The 19521-nt window shown below is 63.4% G+C and carries 23 protein-coding genes and 1 tRNA gene; 5 read left to right on the forward strand and 19 right to left on the reverse strand.

Annotated features, from left to right (window positions below):
• Window positions 1-110: 110 nt before the first annotated feature.
• The 4 genes from CT676_RS26580 to CT676_RS26590 form a co-directional block, all read right to left on the reverse strand.
• Complete coding sequence (locus tag CT676_RS26580) at window positions 111-452, reverse strand: hypothetical protein (protein WP_135215683.1); 342 nt, start codon at window positions 450-452, stop codon at window positions 111-113.
• 802 nt (window positions 453-1254) lie between these two features.
• Window positions 1255-1587, reverse strand: a complete 333-nt coding sequence (locus CT676_RS45390) for a hypothetical protein (RefSeq protein WP_244623273.1) — start codon at window positions 1585-1587, stop codon at window positions 1255-1257.
• Complete coding sequence (locus tag CT676_RS26585; protein ID WP_244623275.1) at window positions 1518-2132, reverse strand: RNA ligase family protein; 615 nt, start codon at window positions 2130-2132, stop codon at window positions 1518-1520. The genes CT676_RS45390 and CT676_RS26585 overlap by 70 nt, the downstream gene beginning before the upstream one ends.
• 245 nt (window positions 2133-2377) lie before the next feature.
• Window positions 2378-2611 carry a hypothetical protein gene (locus CT676_RS26590; protein WP_135215684.1) on the reverse strand — a complete coding sequence of 78 codons (234 nt, stop codon included), beginning with the start codon at window positions 2609-2611 and terminating at the stop codon, window positions 2378-2380.
• A gap of 332 nt (window positions 2612-2943) precedes the next feature.
• On the opposite strand from CT676_RS26590, the gene CT676_RS26600 reads away from it, so the two are divergent.
• From CT676_RS26600 to CT676_RS26610, 3 genes are all read left to right on the forward strand, one after another.
• Window positions 2944-3216, forward strand: a complete 273-nt coding sequence (locus CT676_RS26600; RefSeq protein WP_135215686.1) for a hypothetical protein — start codon at window positions 2944-2946, stop codon at window positions 3214-3216.
• Between the two features lie 94 nt (window positions 3217-3310).
• The gene (locus CT676_RS26605) at window positions 3311-3688 is read left to right on the forward strand and encodes an ester cyclase (RefSeq protein WP_135215687.1); all 378 of its coding nucleotides are present in this window, start codon (window positions 3311-3313) and stop codon (window positions 3686-3688) included.
• A 122-nt stretch (window positions 3689-3810) separates the two neighbouring features.
• Window positions 3811-4041, forward strand: coding sequence for a hypothetical protein (locus CT676_RS26610; protein WP_135215688.1), 231 nt, complete (start codon window positions 3811-3813; stop codon window positions 4039-4041).
• A 1097-nt stretch (window positions 4042-5138) separates the two neighbouring features.
• Here CT676_RS26610 and CT676_RS26615 read toward each other — a convergent pair.
• The 7 genes from CT676_RS26615 to CT676_RS26645 all read right to left on the reverse strand — a co-directional run bounded on the left by CT676_RS26615 (window position 5139) and on the right by CT676_RS26645 (window position 9896).
• Window positions 5139-5216 (reverse strand) — tRNA-Pro (locus CT676_RS26615).
• Window positions 5217-5326: 110 nt separating this feature from the next.
• Window positions 5327-5911: a MerR family transcriptional regulator gene (locus CT676_RS26620; RefSeq protein ID WP_071913245.1), complete on the reverse strand. Its 585-nt coding sequence runs from the start codon at window positions 5909-5911 to the stop codon at window positions 5327-5329.
• Window positions 5912-5935: 24 nt separating this feature from the next.
• Window positions 5936-6277 carry an integration host factor subunit alpha gene (locus CT676_RS26625; protein ID WP_028152484.1) on the reverse strand — a complete coding sequence of 114 codons (342 nt, stop codon included), beginning with the start codon at window positions 6275-6277 and terminating at the stop codon, window positions 5936-5938.
• 134 nt (window positions 6278-6411) lie between these two features.
• Entirely contained in the window at window positions 6412-7392 is a 981-nt protein-coding gene (locus tag CT676_RS26630) for a beta-ketoacyl-ACP synthase III (protein ID WP_038957963.1), read from the reverse strand.
• On the reverse strand, window positions 7389-8450 hold the full coding sequence (gene plsX, locus CT676_RS26635) for a phosphate acyltransferase PlsX (protein WP_063982863.1): 1062 nt from the start codon (window positions 8448-8450) through the stop codon (window positions 7389-7391). The genes CT676_RS26630 and plsX overlap by 4 nt, the downstream gene beginning before the upstream one ends.
• 298 nt (window positions 8451-8748) lie before the next feature.
• A complete protein-coding gene (locus CT676_RS26640) occupies window positions 8749-9318 on the reverse strand; it encodes a DUF177 domain-containing protein (protein WP_135215689.1) in 570 nt (189 codons plus the stop codon).
• The gene (locus tag CT676_RS26645) at window positions 9315-9896 is read right to left on the reverse strand and encodes a ubiquinol-cytochrome C chaperone family protein (RefSeq protein ID WP_135215690.1); all 582 of its coding nucleotides are present in this window, start codon (window positions 9894-9896) and stop codon (window positions 9315-9317) included. Before CT676_RS26645 ends, CT676_RS26640 begins: the two co-directional genes overlap by 4 nt.
• 98 nt (window positions 9897-9994) lie before the next feature.
• On the opposite strand from CT676_RS26645, the gene bamE reads away from it, so the two are divergent.
• Entirely contained in the window at window positions 9995-10480 is a 486-nt protein-coding gene (gene bamE / locus CT676_RS26650; RefSeq protein WP_028152489.1) for an outer membrane protein assembly factor BamE, read from the forward strand.
• A 117-nt stretch (window positions 10481-10597) separates the two neighbouring features.
• Window positions 10598-11599 (forward strand): tripartite tricarboxylate transporter substrate binding protein, encoded by a 1002-nt coding sequence (locus CT676_RS26655; protein ID WP_039147814.1) that lies wholly within the window; start codon window positions 10598-10600, stop codon window positions 11597-11599.
• Window positions 11600-11767: 168 nt separating this feature from the next.
• On the opposite strand, the gene CT676_RS26660 is transcribed toward CT676_RS26655, so the two are convergent.
• The 8 genes from CT676_RS26660 to nrdR all read right to left on the reverse strand — a co-directional run bounded on the left by CT676_RS26660 (window position 11768) and on the right by nrdR (window position 19516).
• Window positions 11768-13888: a sodium-translocating pyrophosphatase gene (locus CT676_RS26660; RefSeq protein WP_071913231.1), complete on the reverse strand. Its 2121-nt coding sequence runs from the start codon at window positions 13886-13888 to the stop codon at window positions 11768-11770.
• 283 nt (window positions 13889-14171) lie between these two features.
• Window positions 14172-14780 carry a hypothetical protein gene (locus CT676_RS26665; RefSeq protein ID WP_135215692.1) on the reverse strand — a complete coding sequence of 203 codons (609 nt, stop codon included), beginning with the start codon at window positions 14778-14780 and terminating at the stop codon, window positions 14172-14174.
• A gap of 121 nt (window positions 14781-14901) precedes the next feature.
• Window positions 14902-15900, reverse strand: coding sequence for a thiamine-phosphate kinase (gene thiL / locus CT676_RS26670; RefSeq protein ID WP_135215693.1), 999 nt, complete (start codon window positions 15898-15900; stop codon window positions 14902-14904).
• Between the two features lie 202 nt (window positions 15901-16102).
• Window positions 16103-16600, reverse strand: a complete 498-nt coding sequence (gene nusB / locus CT676_RS26675) for a transcription antitermination factor NusB (RefSeq protein ID WP_063982855.1) — start codon at window positions 16598-16600, stop codon at window positions 16103-16105.
• A gap of 2 nt (window positions 16601-16602) precedes the next feature.
• On the reverse strand, window positions 16603-17094 hold the full coding sequence (gene ribH, locus CT676_RS26680) for a 6,7-dimethyl-8-ribityllumazine synthase (protein WP_135215694.1): 492 nt from the start codon (window positions 17092-17094) through the stop codon (window positions 16603-16605).
• Between the two features lie 186 nt (window positions 17095-17280).
• Complete coding sequence (locus CT676_RS26685) at window positions 17281-17889, reverse strand: riboflavin synthase (protein ID WP_028152495.1); 609 nt, start codon at window positions 17887-17889, stop codon at window positions 17281-17283.
• On the reverse strand, window positions 17889-19037 hold the full coding sequence (ribD, locus tag CT676_RS26690) for a bifunctional diaminohydroxyphosphoribosylaminopyrimidine deaminase/5-amino-6-(5-phosphoribosylamino)uracil reductase RibD (protein ID WP_135215695.1): 1149 nt from the start codon (window positions 19035-19037) through the stop codon (window positions 17889-17891). The genes CT676_RS26685 and ribD overlap by 1 nt, the downstream gene beginning before the upstream one ends.
• The gene (nrdR, locus tag CT676_RS26695; RefSeq protein ID WP_007603426.1) at window positions 19034-19516 is read right to left on the reverse strand and encodes a transcriptional regulator NrdR; all 483 of its coding nucleotides are present in this window, start codon (window positions 19514-19516) and stop codon (window positions 19034-19036) included. The genes ribD and nrdR overlap by 4 nt, the downstream gene beginning before the upstream one ends.
• Window positions 19517-19521 lie beyond the last annotated feature (5 nt).

Below are 19521 nucleotides of genomic sequence, written 5' to 3' on the forward strand. Positions count from 1 at the left end.
CGCCCCGGGCGACATCAAATCGGAAGGGTGGGCGAGATCATCTCGGAATCCTGGGCGAGATCAAATCGGTACACCCGGGCGAGATCATCGGAATCCGCACCGGTGTCACCTCAGTTCTCTACAACCAGTAGGCTTGTATGGTTGTCGGTGTGGCCAATGTACAAACGCGTCAGGCGCTCGATGCGCTTGTTCAATTGAATGATCGGCTTGGCGATGGCCAGTATCGCGGAGGTTCCGGCTAAAGCGCCCCACACCCAAGGACCGTATGGTTCGAACTTCCATATTGTGAAGGCGGAAATTCCGCTTCCGGCAGTTCCTACGGTGATCAAGATTTCAAGTACATCGTTTAGTCTCTGCGTCCTATGCAGCTCAGCGCCAAAGTACTCTTTGTTCATCGCACTGCGACAGAGCAGAGCGTAGATTTCTGCGATATACGCCTCTGTTTTACTCATTTTGTGGTGCAGTACGGTGGACAGAGCTAAAACGGGCTTTCTTCAATGAGCTGAGTGTCGCCACCGAAAGTTCCTGGGCAATTCCCGAGTCCACGATAACAGTCTGCTGGATCGGTCTGGGTAGGCCCCAGCGGCTGGGGAAGCTGCGGAAACGGCTGAGGTAACCGAGAGGGAAGTTGCTGAGGTAACGAAGGCTGCTCAGGCAACGGCGACGGCTGCGGCAGAAAGTTCTTCGGATCTACAAACGAGAAGCCGCCGACGGTCCCGCAACGACAGGACGTTCCGTTTGGCGCGGCAGGACCAAAAACGCACACCAAGAACTTGGAGTTTGACAGATTATGCGCACCTGTGCCTCTGCGACCGCAGGCATCAGCGAATGACTAAGACGATGAACCATCGTTTTCGAGCGCCAAAAACCAGGCCGCTGCAAAAGCATGCGAGACAAAAGGGACGCCGCAACATTGCCCCTCCAATCCGCGGGAGAGCCACGATCGGCAGTCCGCGCAGTCATAAATCCTTAAATGCAATCATACGTTAGATCTTGCTTGACCCACGCGCAAGCACCCCCTTGGATTGTCCGACCTTCCTGCCAATCTTCCTGCTCGGGCGAGGCTCGCGGTACTTTGCCCAACGCCTTTCCACCGCCCGAGCTTGCATTACTGCCGCTAGCAATCCGGCACTTCATTCACTTCCGCTCGAGACGTTTCTAAGAGTGTCTATTGAACTATGCTCCAACGCAGTAGACCGGCAGCTTCGCAAGAGTGGCCGGTCGTTCTTGCAACCTTTCCCGGTGCCGGCGTTCCTATTTGCGGGTCAGACCCTTGAATGAACTAGCGCGAAGCAGCCCTTCTGAAGTGATGTCCCGGTACTCGATCTCGGCAAAGTATCTTGGCACTACCCAGGTGGCCTTAGGCTTCTTGATGGGCTTGGTGAGCTTGGTTTTCAGGCTGACAACGGTCTCTAGCTTTTTGCGGATGTCACTGGAGACGGTCCGAGACCAGCCGGTCCTTACCTTACCTCTATAAACCAGATCCTTGCCCTCCTTCTTGCCGAGGTAAAGAGCGGCTACCCCGGTGGGTCTTTGACGAACCCGACCACGGGAAATTCCGTGCGCTGGACGGTCTTCATCTTCCACCAGGCTTCAGTCCGCTCCGATCGGTACGGAGCGTCAACACGCTTGGAGACGATGCCTTCGAAGTTCAACCGTGCAGCGGCCTCGAACAGCTCCTGCCCGTCACCCTCGGCGTGCTCGCTGTACAGAGCGGGCGGTTCTATGCCATGCGTGTCGAATAACTCCCTCAACAGCTCTTTCCTCGCAAGCTGGGAGGTCTTCCGAAGGTCCCGGCCATCCAGCCAAAGGAGATCAAAGGCGTAATACTGCAAACGATCCTGACGGCCCCCTGCGAGCTCGGCCTGCAATTCGGAAAAGTTGGTACGGCCTTCGTGAACGACTACGACCTCGCCGTCGATGATGGCCTGAGATGAAAGGTCAAACGCGCCGGCAATGACGGAGAAGCGCTCAATCCAATTGTGACCGTTGCAGGTGAAGGCCTTGCGAGTGTCACCGTCGATATGGAATTGAACGCGGTAACCGTCGTATTTAATTTCGTGAATCCAGTCCTCGCCCGAGGGAGCCTTCTTCTTGAGGGTGGCGAGCTGAGGCTTGATGAAGCCCGGCATCACCGGTCTGGTACGCCTTGCCACTTACGCAACTCACAGTAAAAAACCGCCGCCAGGGGCCGTGGGCGGGCAGTCTGCCTACCTTACTCGACGAGTCTGCAACTGGGGAAGCGGAGACGTGTTCCATGAGTGAATACACTCTGGCTCTCCTACAACCGCGAGTGCCTTTGCAGGTTGTATTTTTGAGAACGCTTCTCGAACAGCGGGCGAACGCGATGTGATAAAGAGAACGGCGCTCGGATCGTTTAGGGAATCTCACTCTTGCTTCGGCTCGGCCCGATGCTATGCGGCTTGTTCAAGAAGAACTCACGATTGCCCATTGCTGCCTCAGCATACTGGTCAATCGCAACCTGGATGGCTTCGATGTGCGCCCGGCACCATCCCTCGCGGCACGAGAGCCGGCGCGTCTCGTCGAGCGACTTCAGGAATTCCGGTGGGTCCTGCATGTCGGAAAAATACTTCGGTCGCTCAGCTACCACTTCCGGCCTCCTAACTCTTAAGTCCTAACTTCCCCTGGCTCGGACTTCTTCTTCTCGTCACGCTGGGCGCAGAGGTCATCGACCTTCGCCTGCATTCGGCTCAGGAGGGCTTCGGCTGAAGCTGTCGCTACCCCAGCCCGCCGTAACTGGAGGATCTCTTTGCGCTGGCGGCCTATTTGCACGCGCATGCGCTCGATCTCCGAGCGGATGTAGTTGAGGTCAGGCATGGGCATCCTGTGAAATGCCCACAAGAACAGAGCAGGAACATCGAGTCAATAGGAACATGATTTCAGCGCTCTCGTTGGCCCGTACAATCCAAACAGGAGTATTCGATGGAGAAGATCATTATCGCTGCCGCCGCCCTCGGTCTCATGTGCGGCTCCGCCTTCGCTCAGACTTCCGGCCCCGCTCCGCAGTCCGGCAGCATGCAGAAGCCTGGCATGCACAACACGGAGAAGGGTTCGATGACCAAGGGCACCACCGGCATGAGCAAGGACGGCATGGCCAAAGGCAGAATGGTGAAACCCGACGCGTCCGGCCAAGGCGGCTCCGGCCCCGGTAGCGACCAGGGCGGTACGAAGGTGGCGCCAGGCGACATGAAGTAAGCTCGGTTCCTGTAAGGTTTACTTCTCGGCCGCGTCGCTCCCCATAAGATGGCGCGGCCGTCCTCTGCGGTCTGGTTGCCAAAGGTTGCCAGTAATGGACTTAAAGCAGATTTATCGCGACTATATCGACTGCCTGAATGAGCAAGCTTGGTTGCGCTTGGGCACGTTCGTCGCCGACGACGTTATCCATAACGACAATCCCCTTGGCCTGTCCGGGTATCGTGAAATGCTGAAACGGGATTACGCGGCAATTCCCGACCTTCGCTTCAACGTGGAAATGATGATTAGCGATTATCCCTATCTGGGAAGTCGGCTCCGGTTCAATTGCTCTCCAATAGGCGTATTTCTCGGCTTGCCGGTGAACGGCAGGCGCGTTTCATTCCACGAGAACGTCTTCTACCAGTTCGGCAACAACAAGATCGTACGTGTTCGATGGATTATCGATAAGGCAGCCTTGGAGGCCCAACTGTAGACGGTTGGGGCAAACGGTTGGCGATCAAACCGGCGGGTCTCGAGCACGCCGTGCAGTCACCCCAAATATGAAATGTCCTTTGCACGAGAGGCCAGTTCACCCTCCACTTTGTCGATCTCAGCTTGGTTGCGCTCGATGAAAGCAGCGAGCTCGTACGCCAAGCTTATGAGGCTCTGGCACGGAGGAACCTGGCGCGCGGCGAGCAGCATCCCGACGGAACGCGCGATCTGCGGACACATGAGGCGCTTGCAGCCTTCCGCGAAGACACTGTGCTCGGCTTGTTGCGAGATTTCCCGAGTGCGAACACTTGTCCGCTTCATGAACTGCTGATGGCGGCTTTTCGATTTGCGTGACTTCAGCGGCTACAGCCGCAACGAGGCGCGCCGGGGCCTACACCTTCGCTGGGGCAGATTGAGGCCCTTATTCGCCTCGCCGGCCTCGCTCTACCCTCCCACAGGATATCCGACCGGCGGTTGGAGCGGTGACCGCCACGCCTGGGATGCGGTCGATTACGTTCGCGACCTGGGTCAATGGCCTGTCTGCGAACCCCACGCCGGCGGCCACCAACGCGCTGTCTCGTCTCGAGTCAGATGCCATCCTTGGCGCCTATCGGCCTGAATACAGCACGCGCTAGCAAACCAGCGCGCTCGCCGACGGGAGGCCGAATATGATCGTCCTGACTGGCCTCGAACTGTGCGCGCGCTCGACAACAAGCAGCCCGCCACCGTCGCGGACCTCCATGCGGTGCTCGTCAGCCATCTTGACGACCTGCGCAATCGCATCCGCACCGATACCACATATACCGCAGGTTCTGGAACCTCGACGGCCACGGGCGGTTCGTGTCACCGCGGCCCGAGGAGGCCTGCCGCGACGACCTAGTCACGCTCTTGCGGCTGCGCCTAGCGGCGCTAGGGATAAGCCTCGAATCTGAAAGGGCACATGGCGGGTGACCGCCGCGCCGATATTTCGGTGACGATGCCAGGTCGCAAGATTCTCTGCGAGATCAAGCGAGACTATCACTCCGATGTGGACGACGCCCGACGGTGGGCTGGAGAGGTTCTACGCCCACAATCCAGAGGCGCTCGGCGTCGGCATCTATGTCGTCTTTTGGTTCGCGGATGGTCGGCCCACGACGATTCCCCTCCCTCCGGACGCTCAGCCGCGCCTCACGTCGCCGACGAAATGGAAGCGGTGTTGCGTGCACGTCTTCCGACCGACCATGCGGCGCGAACCGTCGTTTTGGTGACCGACGTGACAAAGCCGGATTAGATCAGGTCCGATCAGGTCCGGCTCTCAAGGCAGCAAGCGCGGCCGCGGACTCAACATTAAATTAATCGTCGAGACAAAGGAGGTCTGACTGACATCACAGCGAAGGTTGGCAGAGTTTCCCCAAGGTTTCCCCAGGGTAAGAATTGCCCCTGCCCGCCCGAGAATAAGTCCTTGATTTTATTGGTCGGAGCGAGAGGATTTGAACCTCCGACCCCTAGTCTCCCAGACTAGTGCGCTAACCGGGCTGCGCCACGCTCCGAACGTCGTTCCATTAGCTAGGATCGCCGCTTTGCGCAAGGCGAGGTCGCAGCATTTTGGCGTCCGCGCCCACAGCCCCCGGAACTGCCGGCAAAGCTCGCAAAAAGTCCCCTAGCCGTCCTTCAGCGCCTGATCCAGCATCTCCCGGCACGCGACGAGGTCAGCGAGCACCCGTCCGAGCCGCTCCCGGTCGATGGCGCTGGGCCCGGCAGGTGCGGCGGGAGTGCCGCCCTTGCGGAAGGTGGTGAGGATGTCCTCGTCGTCGACCTCCGTGAAGCGGAAGTCGATGCCTTCCTCCTCGTCGCCCTGGTAGTCGTCTTCGTCGGCATCCGTGACGCCCTTGATGGGCGCCTCGTCGTCATCGTCGGGCTCCATCAGGCTGGCGCCGATGGCGTCCTCGATGGCCCCGAACGAGACCGCGGCCGCGCCGTCGGCGAGGCCCTGCACCGACTTGACGCCGTGCTCCTTGAGGATCCGCTGCACCCCGCGGATGGTGTAGCCCTCCCCGTAGAGCAGGCGGCGGATGCCCTTGAGCAGATCGACGTCGTCGGGGCGGTAGTAGCGGCGGCCGCCGCTGCGCTTCATCGGCTTGATCTGGGAGAATCGGGTCTCCCAGAACCGCAGCACGTGCTGCGGAATGTCGAGTTCCTGCGCTACTTCGCTGATGGTTCGGAACGCATCCGGCGCCTTGTCCAAATGCCAAATCCTTCGCGCAGGCGGTTAAGCCTCGGGTTGAGCCTTGCTGGCGTCGCCATTGCCGCGATGCTGGGTGTTGATCCGCTGCTTCAGGATAGCCGACGGCTTGAACACCATGACGCGGCGCGGCGAGATCGGCACCTCGGTGCCGGTCTTCGGATTGCGGCCGATACGCTGACCCTTCTTGCGGACCATGAAGGAGCCGAAAGAGGACAATTTCACCGTCTCGCCCTTCTCCAGGCAGTCGGTGATCTCCTTCAGGACGAGTTCCACGAACGCAGACGATTCCGTGCGCGACAGGCCCACCTTCTGGTAGACGGCCTCGCAGAGATCAACACGCGTTACGGTTTTGCTTTGGTCGGTCATCGCCCTGCCCCACATCACGGCGAACAATTGTTGTCTGAAATTATGAGGTTACGATACGCCGGTCAACAGCGCTCATCAATGCAGGCGCATCGATAATCGCGGCTAATTCCGGCAAAATTTTATCGAATGTGGCGCTACCAGCGCACCAGCGCGGAGCCCCAGGTGAAGCCGCCGCCCATCGCCTCCAGCAGAACCATGTCGCCGCGCTTGATGCGGCCGTCCTTGCGCGCCACCGACAGCGCCAGCGGGATCGAGGCCGCCGAGGTGTTGCCGTGGCGGTCCACCGTCAGCACCACCTTCTCCGGCGCGATGTGGAGCTTGTGGGCGGAGGCGTCGATGATTCGCTTGTTGGCCTGGTGCGGCACAAACCAGTCGATGCTGTCGGCATTGAGCCCGGTGGTCTGGAAGGCGTCGACGATCACGTCGGTGATCATGCCGACCGCGTGCTTGAAGACCTCGCGGCCCTCCATGCGCAGATGGCCGACGGTCTGGGTCGAGGACGGACCGCCGTCGACGAACAGCTTTGCCTTGTGGCGGCCGTCGGAGCGCAGGTGAGTGGTCACGACGCCGCGGTCGGTCGCGGCATTGCCCGGCTGCTCCTGTGCCTCCAGCACCACCGCGCCGGCACCGTCGCCGAACAGCACGCAGGTGCCGCGATCATTCCAGTCGAGGATGCGCGAGAAGGTCTCGGCGCCGATCACCAGCGCGCGCTTGAAGGCGCCGGTGCGCAGGAAATTGTCGGCGGTGGCGAGCGCGAACACGAAGCCCGAGCACACCGCCTGGAGATCGAACGCCGCGCCATGGTTGATGCCGAGCGCGTGTTGCACCGCGACCGCGGTTGCGGGGAAGGTGTTGTCAGGCGTCGAGGTCGCAAGCACGATCAGCTCGATCGACTGCGCGTCCACGCCGGCGTCGCTGAGCGCAGCCTGCGCCGCCTTGATCGCCAGATGCGAGGTGAACTCGCCCTCGGCCGCGATATGCCGCTCGCGAATGCCGGTGCGCTGCACGATCCATTCGTCGGACGTGTCGATGCGCGCCGCCAGCTGGGCGTTGGTCACCACCTGCTCCGGCAAATAAGAGCCGCAGCCCAGCACGACCGAACGAATTTGAGTCACGAAACAGCCTCCTGCGCGGTCTGCACGGAACTAAGTGCACCACCCTCGCGGTTGAGCATCTGATTGATCTTGTTCAGGAGATCGTAGTGAGCCATCTCATAGCCAACATCGATCGCATAGGCAAAGCCTTCGGAGCTGATTCCACCATGGCTCTTGACCACGATCCCGTTCAATCCAAGGAACACGCCGCCGTTGGACTTGTTCGGGTCCATCTTGTCCCGCAGGGCCTTGAAGGCGCTGCGCGCCAAGAGGTAGCCGAGCTTGGACAGCCAGCTCCGCTGCATCTCGTTGCGGAGTAATTCCGCCATCTGCCGTGCGGTTCCCTCGGCGGCCTTGAGCGCGATATTGCCGCTGAAGCCTTCGGTGACGATGACGTCGGCCAGCCCTTTGCCGATACCATCCCCCTCGACGAAGCCGAGATAATCGAGCTCCGGCAGGTTCACCGCACGCAGCCTGTCCCCGGCCTCGCGGATCTCCTCGTGCCCCTTGATCTCCTCGGTCCCGATATTGAGCAGGCCGACCGTGGGCCGGGGCTTGTCGAACAGGACGCTCGCCATCGCGGCGCCCATGACGGCGAGCGACACCAGATGGTGTGCGTCGCCACCGATGGCGGCACCGAGGTCGAGCACGACCGATTCGCCGCGCTTGGTCGGCCATACCCCGGCAATCGCCGGGCGGTCGATGCCCGGCAGCGTGCGCAGGTGGAAGCGCGACATCGCCATCAGCGCGCCGGTATTCCCGGCGGAGATCACGACATCCGCCTCGCCCTTCTTCACCGCGTCGATGGCGAGCCACATCGAGGATGTCTTGCGGCCGCGCCGCAGTGCCTGGCTCGGCTTATCATGCATGGCGACGGCGACGTCGGTATGGATGATCTTCGAAGCGGCCTTGAGGGCGGGATGCTTCTCGAGCTCGGGCTCGATCTTGGCGCGGTCCCCGACCAGCAGGAATTCGATCTCGCGATGCCTGTGAAGCGAGATGGCGGCGCCTGGAATGACCACGGCGGCGCCGACGTCGCCCCCCATGGCGTCAAGCGCGATGCGAACCTTGCTTGGCATAAAAGTCCTGGAAACCTGGTCTGGTGCGGTCTTGAACGAGCGGTGCCGCAAAATGGGTCCGCCATGGACATGGCGACCGGTCAGGCGCCACGCGGCGCCCGGACCGGGGCGCGACAATAGCGTTTTGTTATCCCGAAACAACCTCTTGCCCCCAGCCTTTTGCATTCGGGGCGACCCGCGGGCGGCGGCGAAAATTCACAATAAGCGCATTGAAATCAAACAGATATAAGCTCCTTTCAAAGCATCCGGACAGGCATCTCACGCTCCCCGCAAAGCGATCCCCACCGGGAATGCCCAGCTATTTGCCTTTCTTCTTGTCCTGGAGCGCCTTCAGCGCCGCGAACGGATGGTCCTCGGGGTCCAGCGCGGTGACCTCGGCCTCGAACTTGACGCCCGGCTTGCGCGGATAGGGATCGACCGCCAGGAACAGGGCATCGGTGGCAATCCGGCCGAGATCGATGATGCCGTTCACGATTGCCTCCGGCGGATCGATCACCTCCGGCGGCTCCGCGTCGTCCTGCCCCTCCTCGATCAGGTCGGCCATCTTCCGAACCTCGGCTTCCGGGGCAAACACCAGGTCGACGTCTTCCTCGATCTCGCTCTCGATCGGATCGAGGGTGACGACGCAGGTCTGGCCGATCCGGGCGCGGACGTGCCCCGTAACCTGGATCCGGCCGCCGCTCTTGGGGACGACCTCGAAAGCAGCCTGGGCGGAGAGCACCTCCCGCAAGCCGCCGACCTCGGCGATGGCCTGCAGTTCGGCGACTGAAGCCTCGAGCTTGCGGTGCAGGCCGGTGTCGGGGATCTGCGCGACGATGACGGGGGACCGCCAGGGATCGGGTCTGGATTCGGCGTTCGGTCGGCTCATCGGGTGATGTCCTCAGTGAGCGCTGGGGGATACTTGAAGGATGCGCACAGCAGCGTGGCCGCGTCGGTCCGGCCGAGATCGGCCTCGGTGGCCCGGGCGTAGGCCGCGAGCCGCCGCGCCTGGTCCATGCCGGTCCCATTCAGGATATTCTTGCAGATGGCGGCTGCCAGCGCCTCGCCGCCGCCTTCGATGGCCTGGTCATAGGCCTGGACGCGGCCGTAAAACGCCTCGCCGAAGGCCCGCATCCGCTTCGGCACGGTCTGGTCGCCTATCCCCATCTCGCGCAGATTGTCGTCCATATCCTCGCAGAAACGGTCGAACAGCGCCTGCGACAGCTCCGTGGCGCCTTGGCCCTGGTTGGCGCCTTGGTTGACGCTCTGGACCGTGCGCAGGCGTCGCAGCAGCAGCCAGAGATGCAGCAGCAACAGATCGAAACGCCCGTTAACCGTATCGGGCACGCCCAAGTCGCGGTAAAATATGGGTTCTCGCGCCTGCGTCACGATCATGCCATAGATGGCTTCAATGGTGCCGCGCGGGGCTTGCCGGGGTTTCCTGAAGTGATTGAACGGCCAAACCATTGTGGGTTCCGCAAGCGGGCGTGCGCGTGTTGCAATTGCAGTCTCCGCCCGGTACTTCAGCGCCTCGCGCGACGCAAGGGGACGGAATCAGTTCCACGATGACGATAACGAACCAGACCAGCCTGCGCGCCAACAAGCCGCGCGGCCTTCATGCACGCTGGCGCGGTTTGCGCATGCTCGCGGCCGTCGCCCTGGTCGGCGCCGCCCTTGCCGGCTGCACCGGCGAGCAGTTCCAGAAGGGTTACATCCTGCCGCCCGGCGCGCTGGAGCAGATTCCGATCGGCGCGAGCCAGGACCAGGTGCTGATCGTGATGGGCACCCCCTCCACGGTCGCAACCCTCGACGGCGAGGTGTTTTACTACATCTCGCAGCGCTCGGAGCGGATGGTCGCCTTCATGAACCAGAAGGTGGTCGACCAGCGCGTCATCGCGGTCTATTTCGACAAGAATCGGCGCGTGCGCCGGCTGGCGAATTACGGCCTTCAGGACGGCAAGATCTTCGACTTCATCAGCCGGACCACGGCGACGTCGGGTCAGGAGATGAACTACCTCACGCCGCTGTTCAAGCTGCTCAGCTTTAACTGAGTCTTCAGCCTGCGGCGTCGTGCCGCCCTCCGCGCGGCACTTGCCGTCGCGTGCGGCTTGCCGTTGCGCGCCCGGTTCCATACGCTCCCTGCAAAACAAGAAGCAGGGAGTGGATTCGTGCCCAAGACTTTGTTGTCCCGCCGTCGCGTGCTCGCCGGTGCTGCCGGCCTCTCGGCCGCAGCGATCCTGCCGCGATCGAGCCTGGCGGACTGGAAGCCCACTGAAAACGTCCGCATCATCGTGCCGGCCGCGGCCGGCGGCTCGACCGACGTCATGGGCCGGCTGCTGGCCGCGCATCTGCAGACCGCCTGGGGCCAGTCGGCGGTCGTGGAGAACCGCTCCGGCGGCGGCGGTACGATCGGCACGGCCGAGGCCGTCCGCGCCAAGCCTGACGGCCACACCATCCTGATCGGCAACCCCGGGCCGAACGCGATCGCCTACAGCATCTTCAAGAACCTCACCTACAAGCCGGACCAGCTCCAGCCGGTCTCCAACATGATCCGGATCCCGAACATCGTCTCAGCGCATCCGAAGACCGGCATCAAGTCGGTCGCCGAGCTGATCGCATATCTGAAGACCAACCCGGACAAGCTCAGCTACGCCTCGTCCGGCGTCGGCCAGAGCCCTCACCTCACCGGCGCCTGGTTTCTCCAGCTCACCGGACTGAAGATGACGCACATCCCGTTCCGCGGCGCGGGCCCCGCGCTCCAGGCCGCGCTGGCCGGCGACATCCAGATCCTGTTCGACAATCTCTATCCGAGCCTGCCGCAGGTGCAGAACGGCACCCTCACCGGCCTCTGCGTCACCACGACCGACCGTAGCGACCTCGCGCCGAACCTGCCGACCATGCGCGAGAGCGCGCCGGAGCTGGCCAATTTCGACGTGTCGTCGTGGTTCTCGGTGTTCCTGCCGAAGGGTGTGCAGCCCGCCGTGCTGGAAGCGCTCAATCTTCAAGTCAAGGCGATGCTGGAGCGCGACGACATCAAGAAGAACATCGCCGCCATGGGCGCCCGCGCCGACTACGGCACGCCGCAGCAGTTCGCCGACTTCGTGGACGCCGAGACGAAGAAGTTCGCCGGCATCATCCAGAAGGAAGGCCTGCAGATGGACGTGCAGTAGGCACCACATCCGTCATTGCGAGCGCAGCGAAGCAATCCAGACTTTCGCCGCGGGAAGATTCTGGATTGCTTCGCTACGCTCGCAATGACGTGGTGAGAGCCTCCAGCCCATCAAACAAAAACCCCGCGGCTCGCGCCGCGGGGTTTTGTCGTGTGTCGCTTGCGCCGTTCAGTGCGCGAGGATCGCCAGCAGCAGCAAGGCCACGATGTTGGTGATCTTGATCATCGGGTTCACGGCCGGTCCCGCCGTGTCCTTGTAGGGATCGCCGACGGTGTCGCCGGTCACCGCCGACTTGTGGGCATCACTGCCCTTGCCGCCGAAGTGACCGTCCTCGATGTACTTCTTGGCGTTGTCCCAGGCGCCGCCGCCCGAGGTCATGGAGATCGCGACGAACAGGCCCGTCACGATCACGCCGAGCAACATCGCGCCCACCGCGGAGAACGCAGCCGACTTGCCGGCCGGGCCGCCACCCGCGATCGCATAGATCACGAAGTAGACGAAGATCGGCGACAGCACCGGCAGCAGCGAGGGGATGATCATCTCCTTGATCGCCGCTTTGGTCAGCAGGTCGACCGCCTTGCCGTAATCCGGCTTGTCGGTGCCCTGCATGATGCCCGGCTTTTCGCGGAACTGCCGGCGCACCTCCTCGACGATCGCGCTTGCCGCGCGACCGACCGCAGTCATGCCCATCGCGCCGAACAGATACGGCAAGAGGCCGCCGAACAGCAGGCCGACAACCACGTAGGGGTTGTTGAGCGAGAAGTCCGGATTGACGCCGGCGAAGTACGGATGGTGCGCGGAGTCCGCAACGAAGAACTTGAGGTCCTGGTTGTAGGCCGCGAACAGCACGAGGGCACCGAGACCGGCGGAACCGATCGCGTAGCCCTTCGTCACCGCCTTGGTGGTGTTGCCGACCGCATCGAGCGCGTCGGTCGACTTGCGCACCTCCTTCGGCAGGCCCGCCATCTCGGCGATGCCGCCGGCGTTGTCGGTGACCGGGCCGAAGGCGTCGAGGGCGACGACCATGCCGGCCAGCGCCAGCATGGTGGCCGTCGCGATCGCGATGCCGAACAGGCCCGCCAGGCTGTAGGTGACCAGGATGCCGGCGATGATGACGATCGCGGGCAGCGCGGTCGCTTCCATCGAGACGGCGAGACCCTGGATCACGTTGGTGCCGTGACCGGTCACCGACGCCTGGGCGATCGACTTCACCGGCCGATAGTCGGTGCCGGTGTAGTATTCGGTGATCCAGATGATCAGCGCGGTGACGACGAGGCCGACGATGCCGCATTGGAACAGCGACATGCCGGTGTAGTCGACGCCGTCGAGCTTGCCGAAGCCGATCAGATAGTAGATCACGCCAGCGATTCCGATCAGCGACAGGATGCCGGTTGCGATCAGGCCCTTGTAGAGGGCGCCCATGATCGACTGGCTCGGCCCGAGCTTCACGAAGAAGGTGCCGATGATCGAGGTGATGATGCAGATGCCGCCGATGGCGAGCGGCAGCGTCATCATGTTCATGAGGATCGGCGTCTTGGCGAAGAAAATCGCCGCGAGCACCATGGTGGCGACCGCAGTCACCGCATAGGTCTCGAACAGGTCGGCGGCCATGCCGGCGCAGTCGCCGACGTTGTCACCGACGTTGTCGGCGATGGTGGCCGGGTTGCGCGGATCGTCCTCGGGGATGCCGGCCTCGACCTTGCCGACGAGGTCGCCGCCGACGTCCGCACCCTTGGTGAAGATGCCGCCGCCGAGACGGGCGAAGATCGAGATCAGCGAGGCACCGAAGCCGAGCGCCACCAGGGCGTCGACCACGAGACGGCTATCAGGCGCCAGTTTCAGCGAGTGCACCAGGAAGCCGAAATAGAGGGTCACGCCGAGCAGCGCGAGACCCGCCACCAGCATGCCCGTGATGGCGCCTGCCTTGAAGGCGAGCTCGAGGCCGCCGGCAAGCGACGTGGTCGCTGCCTGGGCGGTGCGCACATTGGCGCGAACCGAGACGTTCATGCCGATGAAGCCGGCCGCCCCCGACAGGACGGCGCCGATCAAGAAGCCGATGCCGACGTAGAGACCAAGGAAATAGACAAGCAGGACGAAGATGACGACGCCGACAATACCGATCGTCGTATACTGGCGCCGCAGATACGCCTGCGCGCCTTCAGCGACTGCGCCTGCAATTTCCTGCATGCGCGGTGACCCCGCATCCGCACTCAACACCGAAGACGTCGCCCAGATCGCGTAGACGATGGAAAGCACTCCGCAGAGCACTATCAACCATAATGCTGTCATGTGATTTTTGCCTCAGATCCTTGATGTACGTACCCCCGGCGCCTTTTGTTTTTCCGTCATGCGGTGGGCGCCCTTATGTTGAACAGGGCCGCCCCTTGCACGAAGGTGTGGCCCTGGTCGGTCACAAGCTTGCCAAAATCAAATTGAGGGTGCAACGCCGGATGAGGTCGAAAAAGCCGATCTCGGCAAGTATTTAGGCCAATTCTGGTGCGTTTGACCGACGGCTTGACGCAACTCCGCGAGGCGCCTCTCCGAAACCGGCGAGGCTTGGCCGCGGCCACGCCTATGCGGCCGACCTCACGGGATGGCGAGACGCTGCCGCCAGTTCCAAGGTCTGCCCGTCGGCTGTCGTGCGTCGGTTGAAGATCTTGACGTCGTAGACGCTGCCATTGGGGCCAGCCTCCAGCGTCACCGAAACGGCCTGCTCGGGCTTGAGGACGCCGAGCGGCACATCCTGGTCGGGCAGGATGAGCGTCGCCTGCTCATTGACCAACACCACGACAAGATGGCCTTTCGCCATGTTGGCCTTCGACAACCCGCGCAACTGGCCGTGATAAGGCTCCCGGGTCCAGGCCGATGGCAGGCCGGGATCGACCACGACATGGATGTTGTTAGTCCCGGGATGCAAGGTGAGCACCATCTTCGACTGATCCGGCTTCCATTGCATGGACATCGACGGCATGGTTTTCCAGAGACAATTGAACGCGGCGCACTCGTCCGGCAGATTGTCGTGGATCGTGCAACCCCGGCCGGGCTTGCAATGCGAGCACCATTTGCCAGCGGCCTTGCCGAGCTCGACCACGTTGTAGACCTTGCAACAGAGCGTGCAGCTTCCGCACTCCCTCCCGGGAACAATCTGCGCCTCGTTCAAACCCGCAACGGCCGCCGTCATCGAATCAAATCCATTGGCTGCATTCGCACCAACGGTTCGGATACATCTACTTGCTTTCGTCGGGGTTGCGGCAAGCGGCGACCGGCAAATCCGGACAGATCGGGCTTGAGGCGAGTCGAATTCAGAAGTGGCTGTAGGACAGGCGCTTCAAGGTCAGTTCCTGACCCTGCCCGTCCAGGAAGCGCGGCTGCTCGCGGCCCGCGACGATCGTGCCGATTGCTGTGACGGCCACGCCTGCCGCCCGCCCCGCGGAGATCAGCGCATCGCTCTCGGCTGGTGGTACCGTGCACAGCACCTCGTAATCGTCGCCGCCGGCAAGCAGCGTCTCAACGCAAATAGCGTTGCGCGCGATCAGGCCGGCCGCAGCAGCCGAGAGCGGCACGTTCGCGACGTCAACCGTGGCCGAGACGCGCGACGCTGCACAGAGTTTCGCCAGATCGCCGGCGAGCCCGTCGGAGACATCCATCGCGGCCGTCGCGTGGTCACGCACGGCCTGCGCCAGCACATTGCGCGGCTGCGGCACGCGATAGCGTGAGACCAGCACCTCCTTCGCTTGCGGTTCGGACGCGAGCGCCCCGGCCGCGGCGCCGCCTGTGAGCACGTCGAGGCCGAGCGCGGCGTCGCCGATCGTTCCCGTTACCAGGATGCGGTCGCCCGGCCGCGCGCCGGTACGGCCGACCATCCGTCCCTTCGGCACGCGGCCAAAGGCGGTGATCGAGATCATCTGCGGCCCCGGCGTCGACACCGTGTCGCCGCCAAGCAGCGGGCACGCGAAAGCCCTGCTGTCCTCGCCGAGCGCATCGGCGAACGGCCTGAGCCAGGCATCCTCCTTGCTGCGCAGCGCCAGCGTCAGCATGAAGCCGGCGGGCGCCGCGCCCTTGGCGGCGAGATCCGACAGGTTCACCCGCAGCGCCTTGCGCGCGATGGTGTCGGGCGGATCGGTGGCGAGATAATGCACGCCTTCGACGACGGCGTCGGTGGTGACGACGATGTCGTCGCCGGACGAGGACAGCACCGCGGCATCATCGACCAGCCCGAACGCGCCGGGGTCAGTCGCCAGCGGCTTGAAATAGCGCGCGATGAGGGAGTCTTCGGCGGAGGGGTTTTGAGAGTCTGCCATCGGCCTTAGCCACACCCAATGCTGTCATCGCCCGGCAAAAGCGCGAAGCGTGTCTTCAAAGAAGACACCGGGCGATCCAGTATTCCAGAGACGGTCGTGTCAAATCGATAGGCCGCGGCGTACTGGATCACCCGCCTTCGCGGGTGATGGCAGCGGAGTATGGGGCAGCCGCATCGCATCTCTTCACCGCCCTCGTGGATAACTACCCCCGCCCGAACTCGTCGCCGCGGAACTGGCGGCCGATCTGGTCGAGCACGGCGTTGACCATGCCGGTCTCCTCGCGGTCGACGAATGCATTCGCAACGTCGACATATTCTGACACGACGACGCGGCCCGGCACGTCCTTGCGATGCTGGAGCTCATAGGCCCCTGCCCGCAGCACCGCGCGCAGGATGGCCTCGATCCGCTTCAGCGGCCAGCCCTTCGACAGCGCCTCGTCGATCAGGGGATCGAGCATCTTCTGGTCGCGCACGACGCCGGAGACCACGTCGCGAAAGAAGGCCGCTTCGGCCGGCAGGTAAGTATCGCCCTCGACCTCGTTGCCGAGCCAGTGGCTCTCGAACTCCGCAAAGATGTCGTTGATGCCGGCGCCGGCGATGTCCATCTGATACAGGGCCTGGACGGCCGCGAGCCGCGCCGCACCGCGCCGGTTCGCTTTCTTCTCGGTGCCGGCCGGCGGCTTTTTGCTGTGATCGGCCATGATCAAGCCCGCGCCAGCCGGCGCTTGATGCGCAGCATCGCAAGCGCGGCGCGCGCGGCATCGCCGCCCTTGTTGAGCTCGCTGGCGCGCGCCCGCGCCCAGGCCTGCGCCTCGGTGTTAACGGTAAGGATGCCGTTGCCCAGCGGCAGCTTTCGCAAAACCGCAAGATCCATCAGCGCGCGCGAGGATTCCTGCGAGACGATCTCGAAATGGATGGTGTCGCCACGGATCACGCAGCCGAGCGCGATCACCGCGTCATAGGGCTTGCCGTTCGCCGCCGCGGCATCGATCGCGATGGCGACCGCCGCCGGGATTTCCAGCGCGCCGGGAACCGTGATGACGTCATGCGTCAGACCGGCCGCCTTCAGCTCGGTCACCGCGCCGTCCAGAAGCGCATCCTGGAGATCGTCATAGAACCGCGCCTCGACAATCAGCGCGCGTGCGCCGGAAATGTCGGTCTGGTTCTTCAGGGGTGCGCGTCGCGCGTCTGCCATCGTCTAAATCCGTTCTACAGAGGTCGGCGCTATGTAGTCGCCGGACGCATGTAAGCCAAGTTCAAAAGACACTGTCATTCCGGGGGCGATGCGAAGCATCAAGCCCGGAATCTCGAGATTCCCCGGCGCGCAATTGCGCACCTGTGGTCTGGTCCTTCGGACCATCCCGGAATGACGGCTCAGCCGTCACTTCATTTCCGTCAGCCGCGCGGCATAGCGGGCCATCAGGTCGACCTCGATATTGACCTCGGCGCCCGCTTTCCAGCCGCCGATCGTCGTGACCGTCAGCGTATGCGGGATGATCAGCACCGAAAAGGTCACGTCTCTCACCGTATTGACCGTCAGGGACACGCCGTCGAGCGTGATCGAGCCCTTGGTGGCGATGAAGCGCGCGAGCTCCCGCGTGGTCGAGAGCTCGAACCGCGCCATATCAGGCAGGTCCTCGCGACTGACGAGGGTGGCGACACCGTCGGCGTGGCCGGCGACGATATGGCCGCCGAGCTCGTCGCCTATCTTGAGCGCGCGCTCGAGATTGAGCCTCGTGCCGACCTTCCAGTGCCTTGCAGTCGTCAGCGCCAGCGTCTCGGCGGCGGCATCGACGTCGAACCAGGTTCTGCCGCCTTCGACGCCGGAAGCAACCACCGTCAGGCAGACGCCGTTGCAGGCGATCGAGGCGCCGTCGGCGATGGTGGTCTGATCGTAGCGGCAAGCGATGCGCAGCCTGTGCAACTGGCCCTGCGCTGTCGGCGTAAAGCCGACGATCTCGCCGATATCGGTGACAATGCCAGTGAACATTACGCGCGCTCGTAGATGGTGAGAGTATCCTTGCCGAATGTCTCGCTAGCATGAACCTTATAGGCCTGCGACTGCGTGATTTTCGACAGGGGCAATGCATCGAGCGCATCGACGCCGCCCGGGCCGACCCCTTCCGCTCCGCGGAACAGCCAGATCTCGTCGGCGAGGTCGGCCGCGACGAAGGACGCCGCGACACGGCTGCCGCCCTCGACCATCAGCCGCGTGATGCCTTTCTCCGCCAGCACATGCAGCACGGCCGAAAGATCAAGCCCGGAAGCGTTTCCTGGTGGTACGCGGATGATCTGAGCGCCGGCCGCTCCGAGCCGCGTGGCGGCGGCGGCTTCCGCAAGCTCGGAGCCGATCACCCAGAGCGGCGTCTCCCGCGCGGAACGACCAAGCTGGCTCGCGGCCGAAATGCGCAGATTCTGGTCGAGCACGACGCGTATGGGAGAACGCGCTTCCATGCCCGGCAGGCGACAGTTGAGCTGCGGATCATCCGCCAGCACCGTGCCGATGCCGACCAGGATGGCGTCGCTCTGTGCGCGGAGCAGATGCACGCGATTGCGCACGGCCTCGCCCGTGATCGCAAGCGGCTTGCCGCCAGCCGCACCGATCTTGCCGTCAGGCGAGACCGCGAGCTTCAGGATCACATGCGGGCGCTTGTCACGGATTCGGCGAAAATGCCCGGCGTGGTCGAACGCGGCCTCTGCCGCGCACAGACCCACCTCCACCGCGATGCCGGCCGCGCGCAAGCGCGCATGACCCTGGCCCGCGACTTCCGGATTGGGATCCTCGATCGCCGCGACCACCCGCGTGATGCCGGCGGCGATCACCGCGTCTGCGCAAGGCGGCGACTTGCCGAAATGCGAGCACGGCTCCAGCGTGACATAGAGGGTGGCGCCTCGCGCGGCCTCGCCGGCCCGCCGCAGCGCTTCGGGCTCGCCATGCGGTCGCCCGCCTGGCTGCGTCCAGCCGCGGCCGATGATGACCCCGTCTTTCACGATGACAGCGCCCACGGCAGGATTGGGCCAGGTGCGCCCCTGCCCGCGCTTGCCGAGCGCCAGCGCCAGCTGCATGAAGCGGCGATCAGCGTCCTTGGACTCGCGGGCCTTCTGCGCGAACTGATCCTCCAGGATCCGGAAGATCATTTGCGGATCGCGGCGAGCCGCGCTTCCTCCTCACCGGAGAGCTCGCCGAGCACGTCGGCGAAATCCTTGGCCTCGCGGAAATTGCGATAGACCGAGGCAAAGCGCACATAGGCGACGTCGTCGAGCGTGCGCAGATGCTCCATCACGGTCTCACCGATCACCTCGGAGGAGATCTCGGCCTCGCCGCCGGTCTCGAGTTCGCGGACGATGGTGGAGACCATCTTCTCGACCCGCTCCGGCTCGACCTGCCGCTTGCGCAAGGAGATCGACACCGAGCGCATCAGCTTGTCGCGGTCGAACGGCACGCGGCGGCCGTTGCGCTTGATCACCGTGAGCTCGCGCAACTGCACGCGCTCGAAGGTGGTGAAGCGGAAATTGCAGGCGACACACACGCGCCGCCTGCGGATCACGGAAGAATCCTCGGTCGGACGCGAGTCCTTTACCTGCGTATCGAGACTGTTGCAGTTCGGGCAGCGCATCCGTT

The organism is Bradyrhizobium sp. MOS001 (genome assembly GCF_004634465.1).
Classification (GTDB): Bacteria; Pseudomonadota; Alphaproteobacteria; order Rhizobiales; family Xanthobacteraceae; genus Bradyrhizobium; species Bradyrhizobium barranii.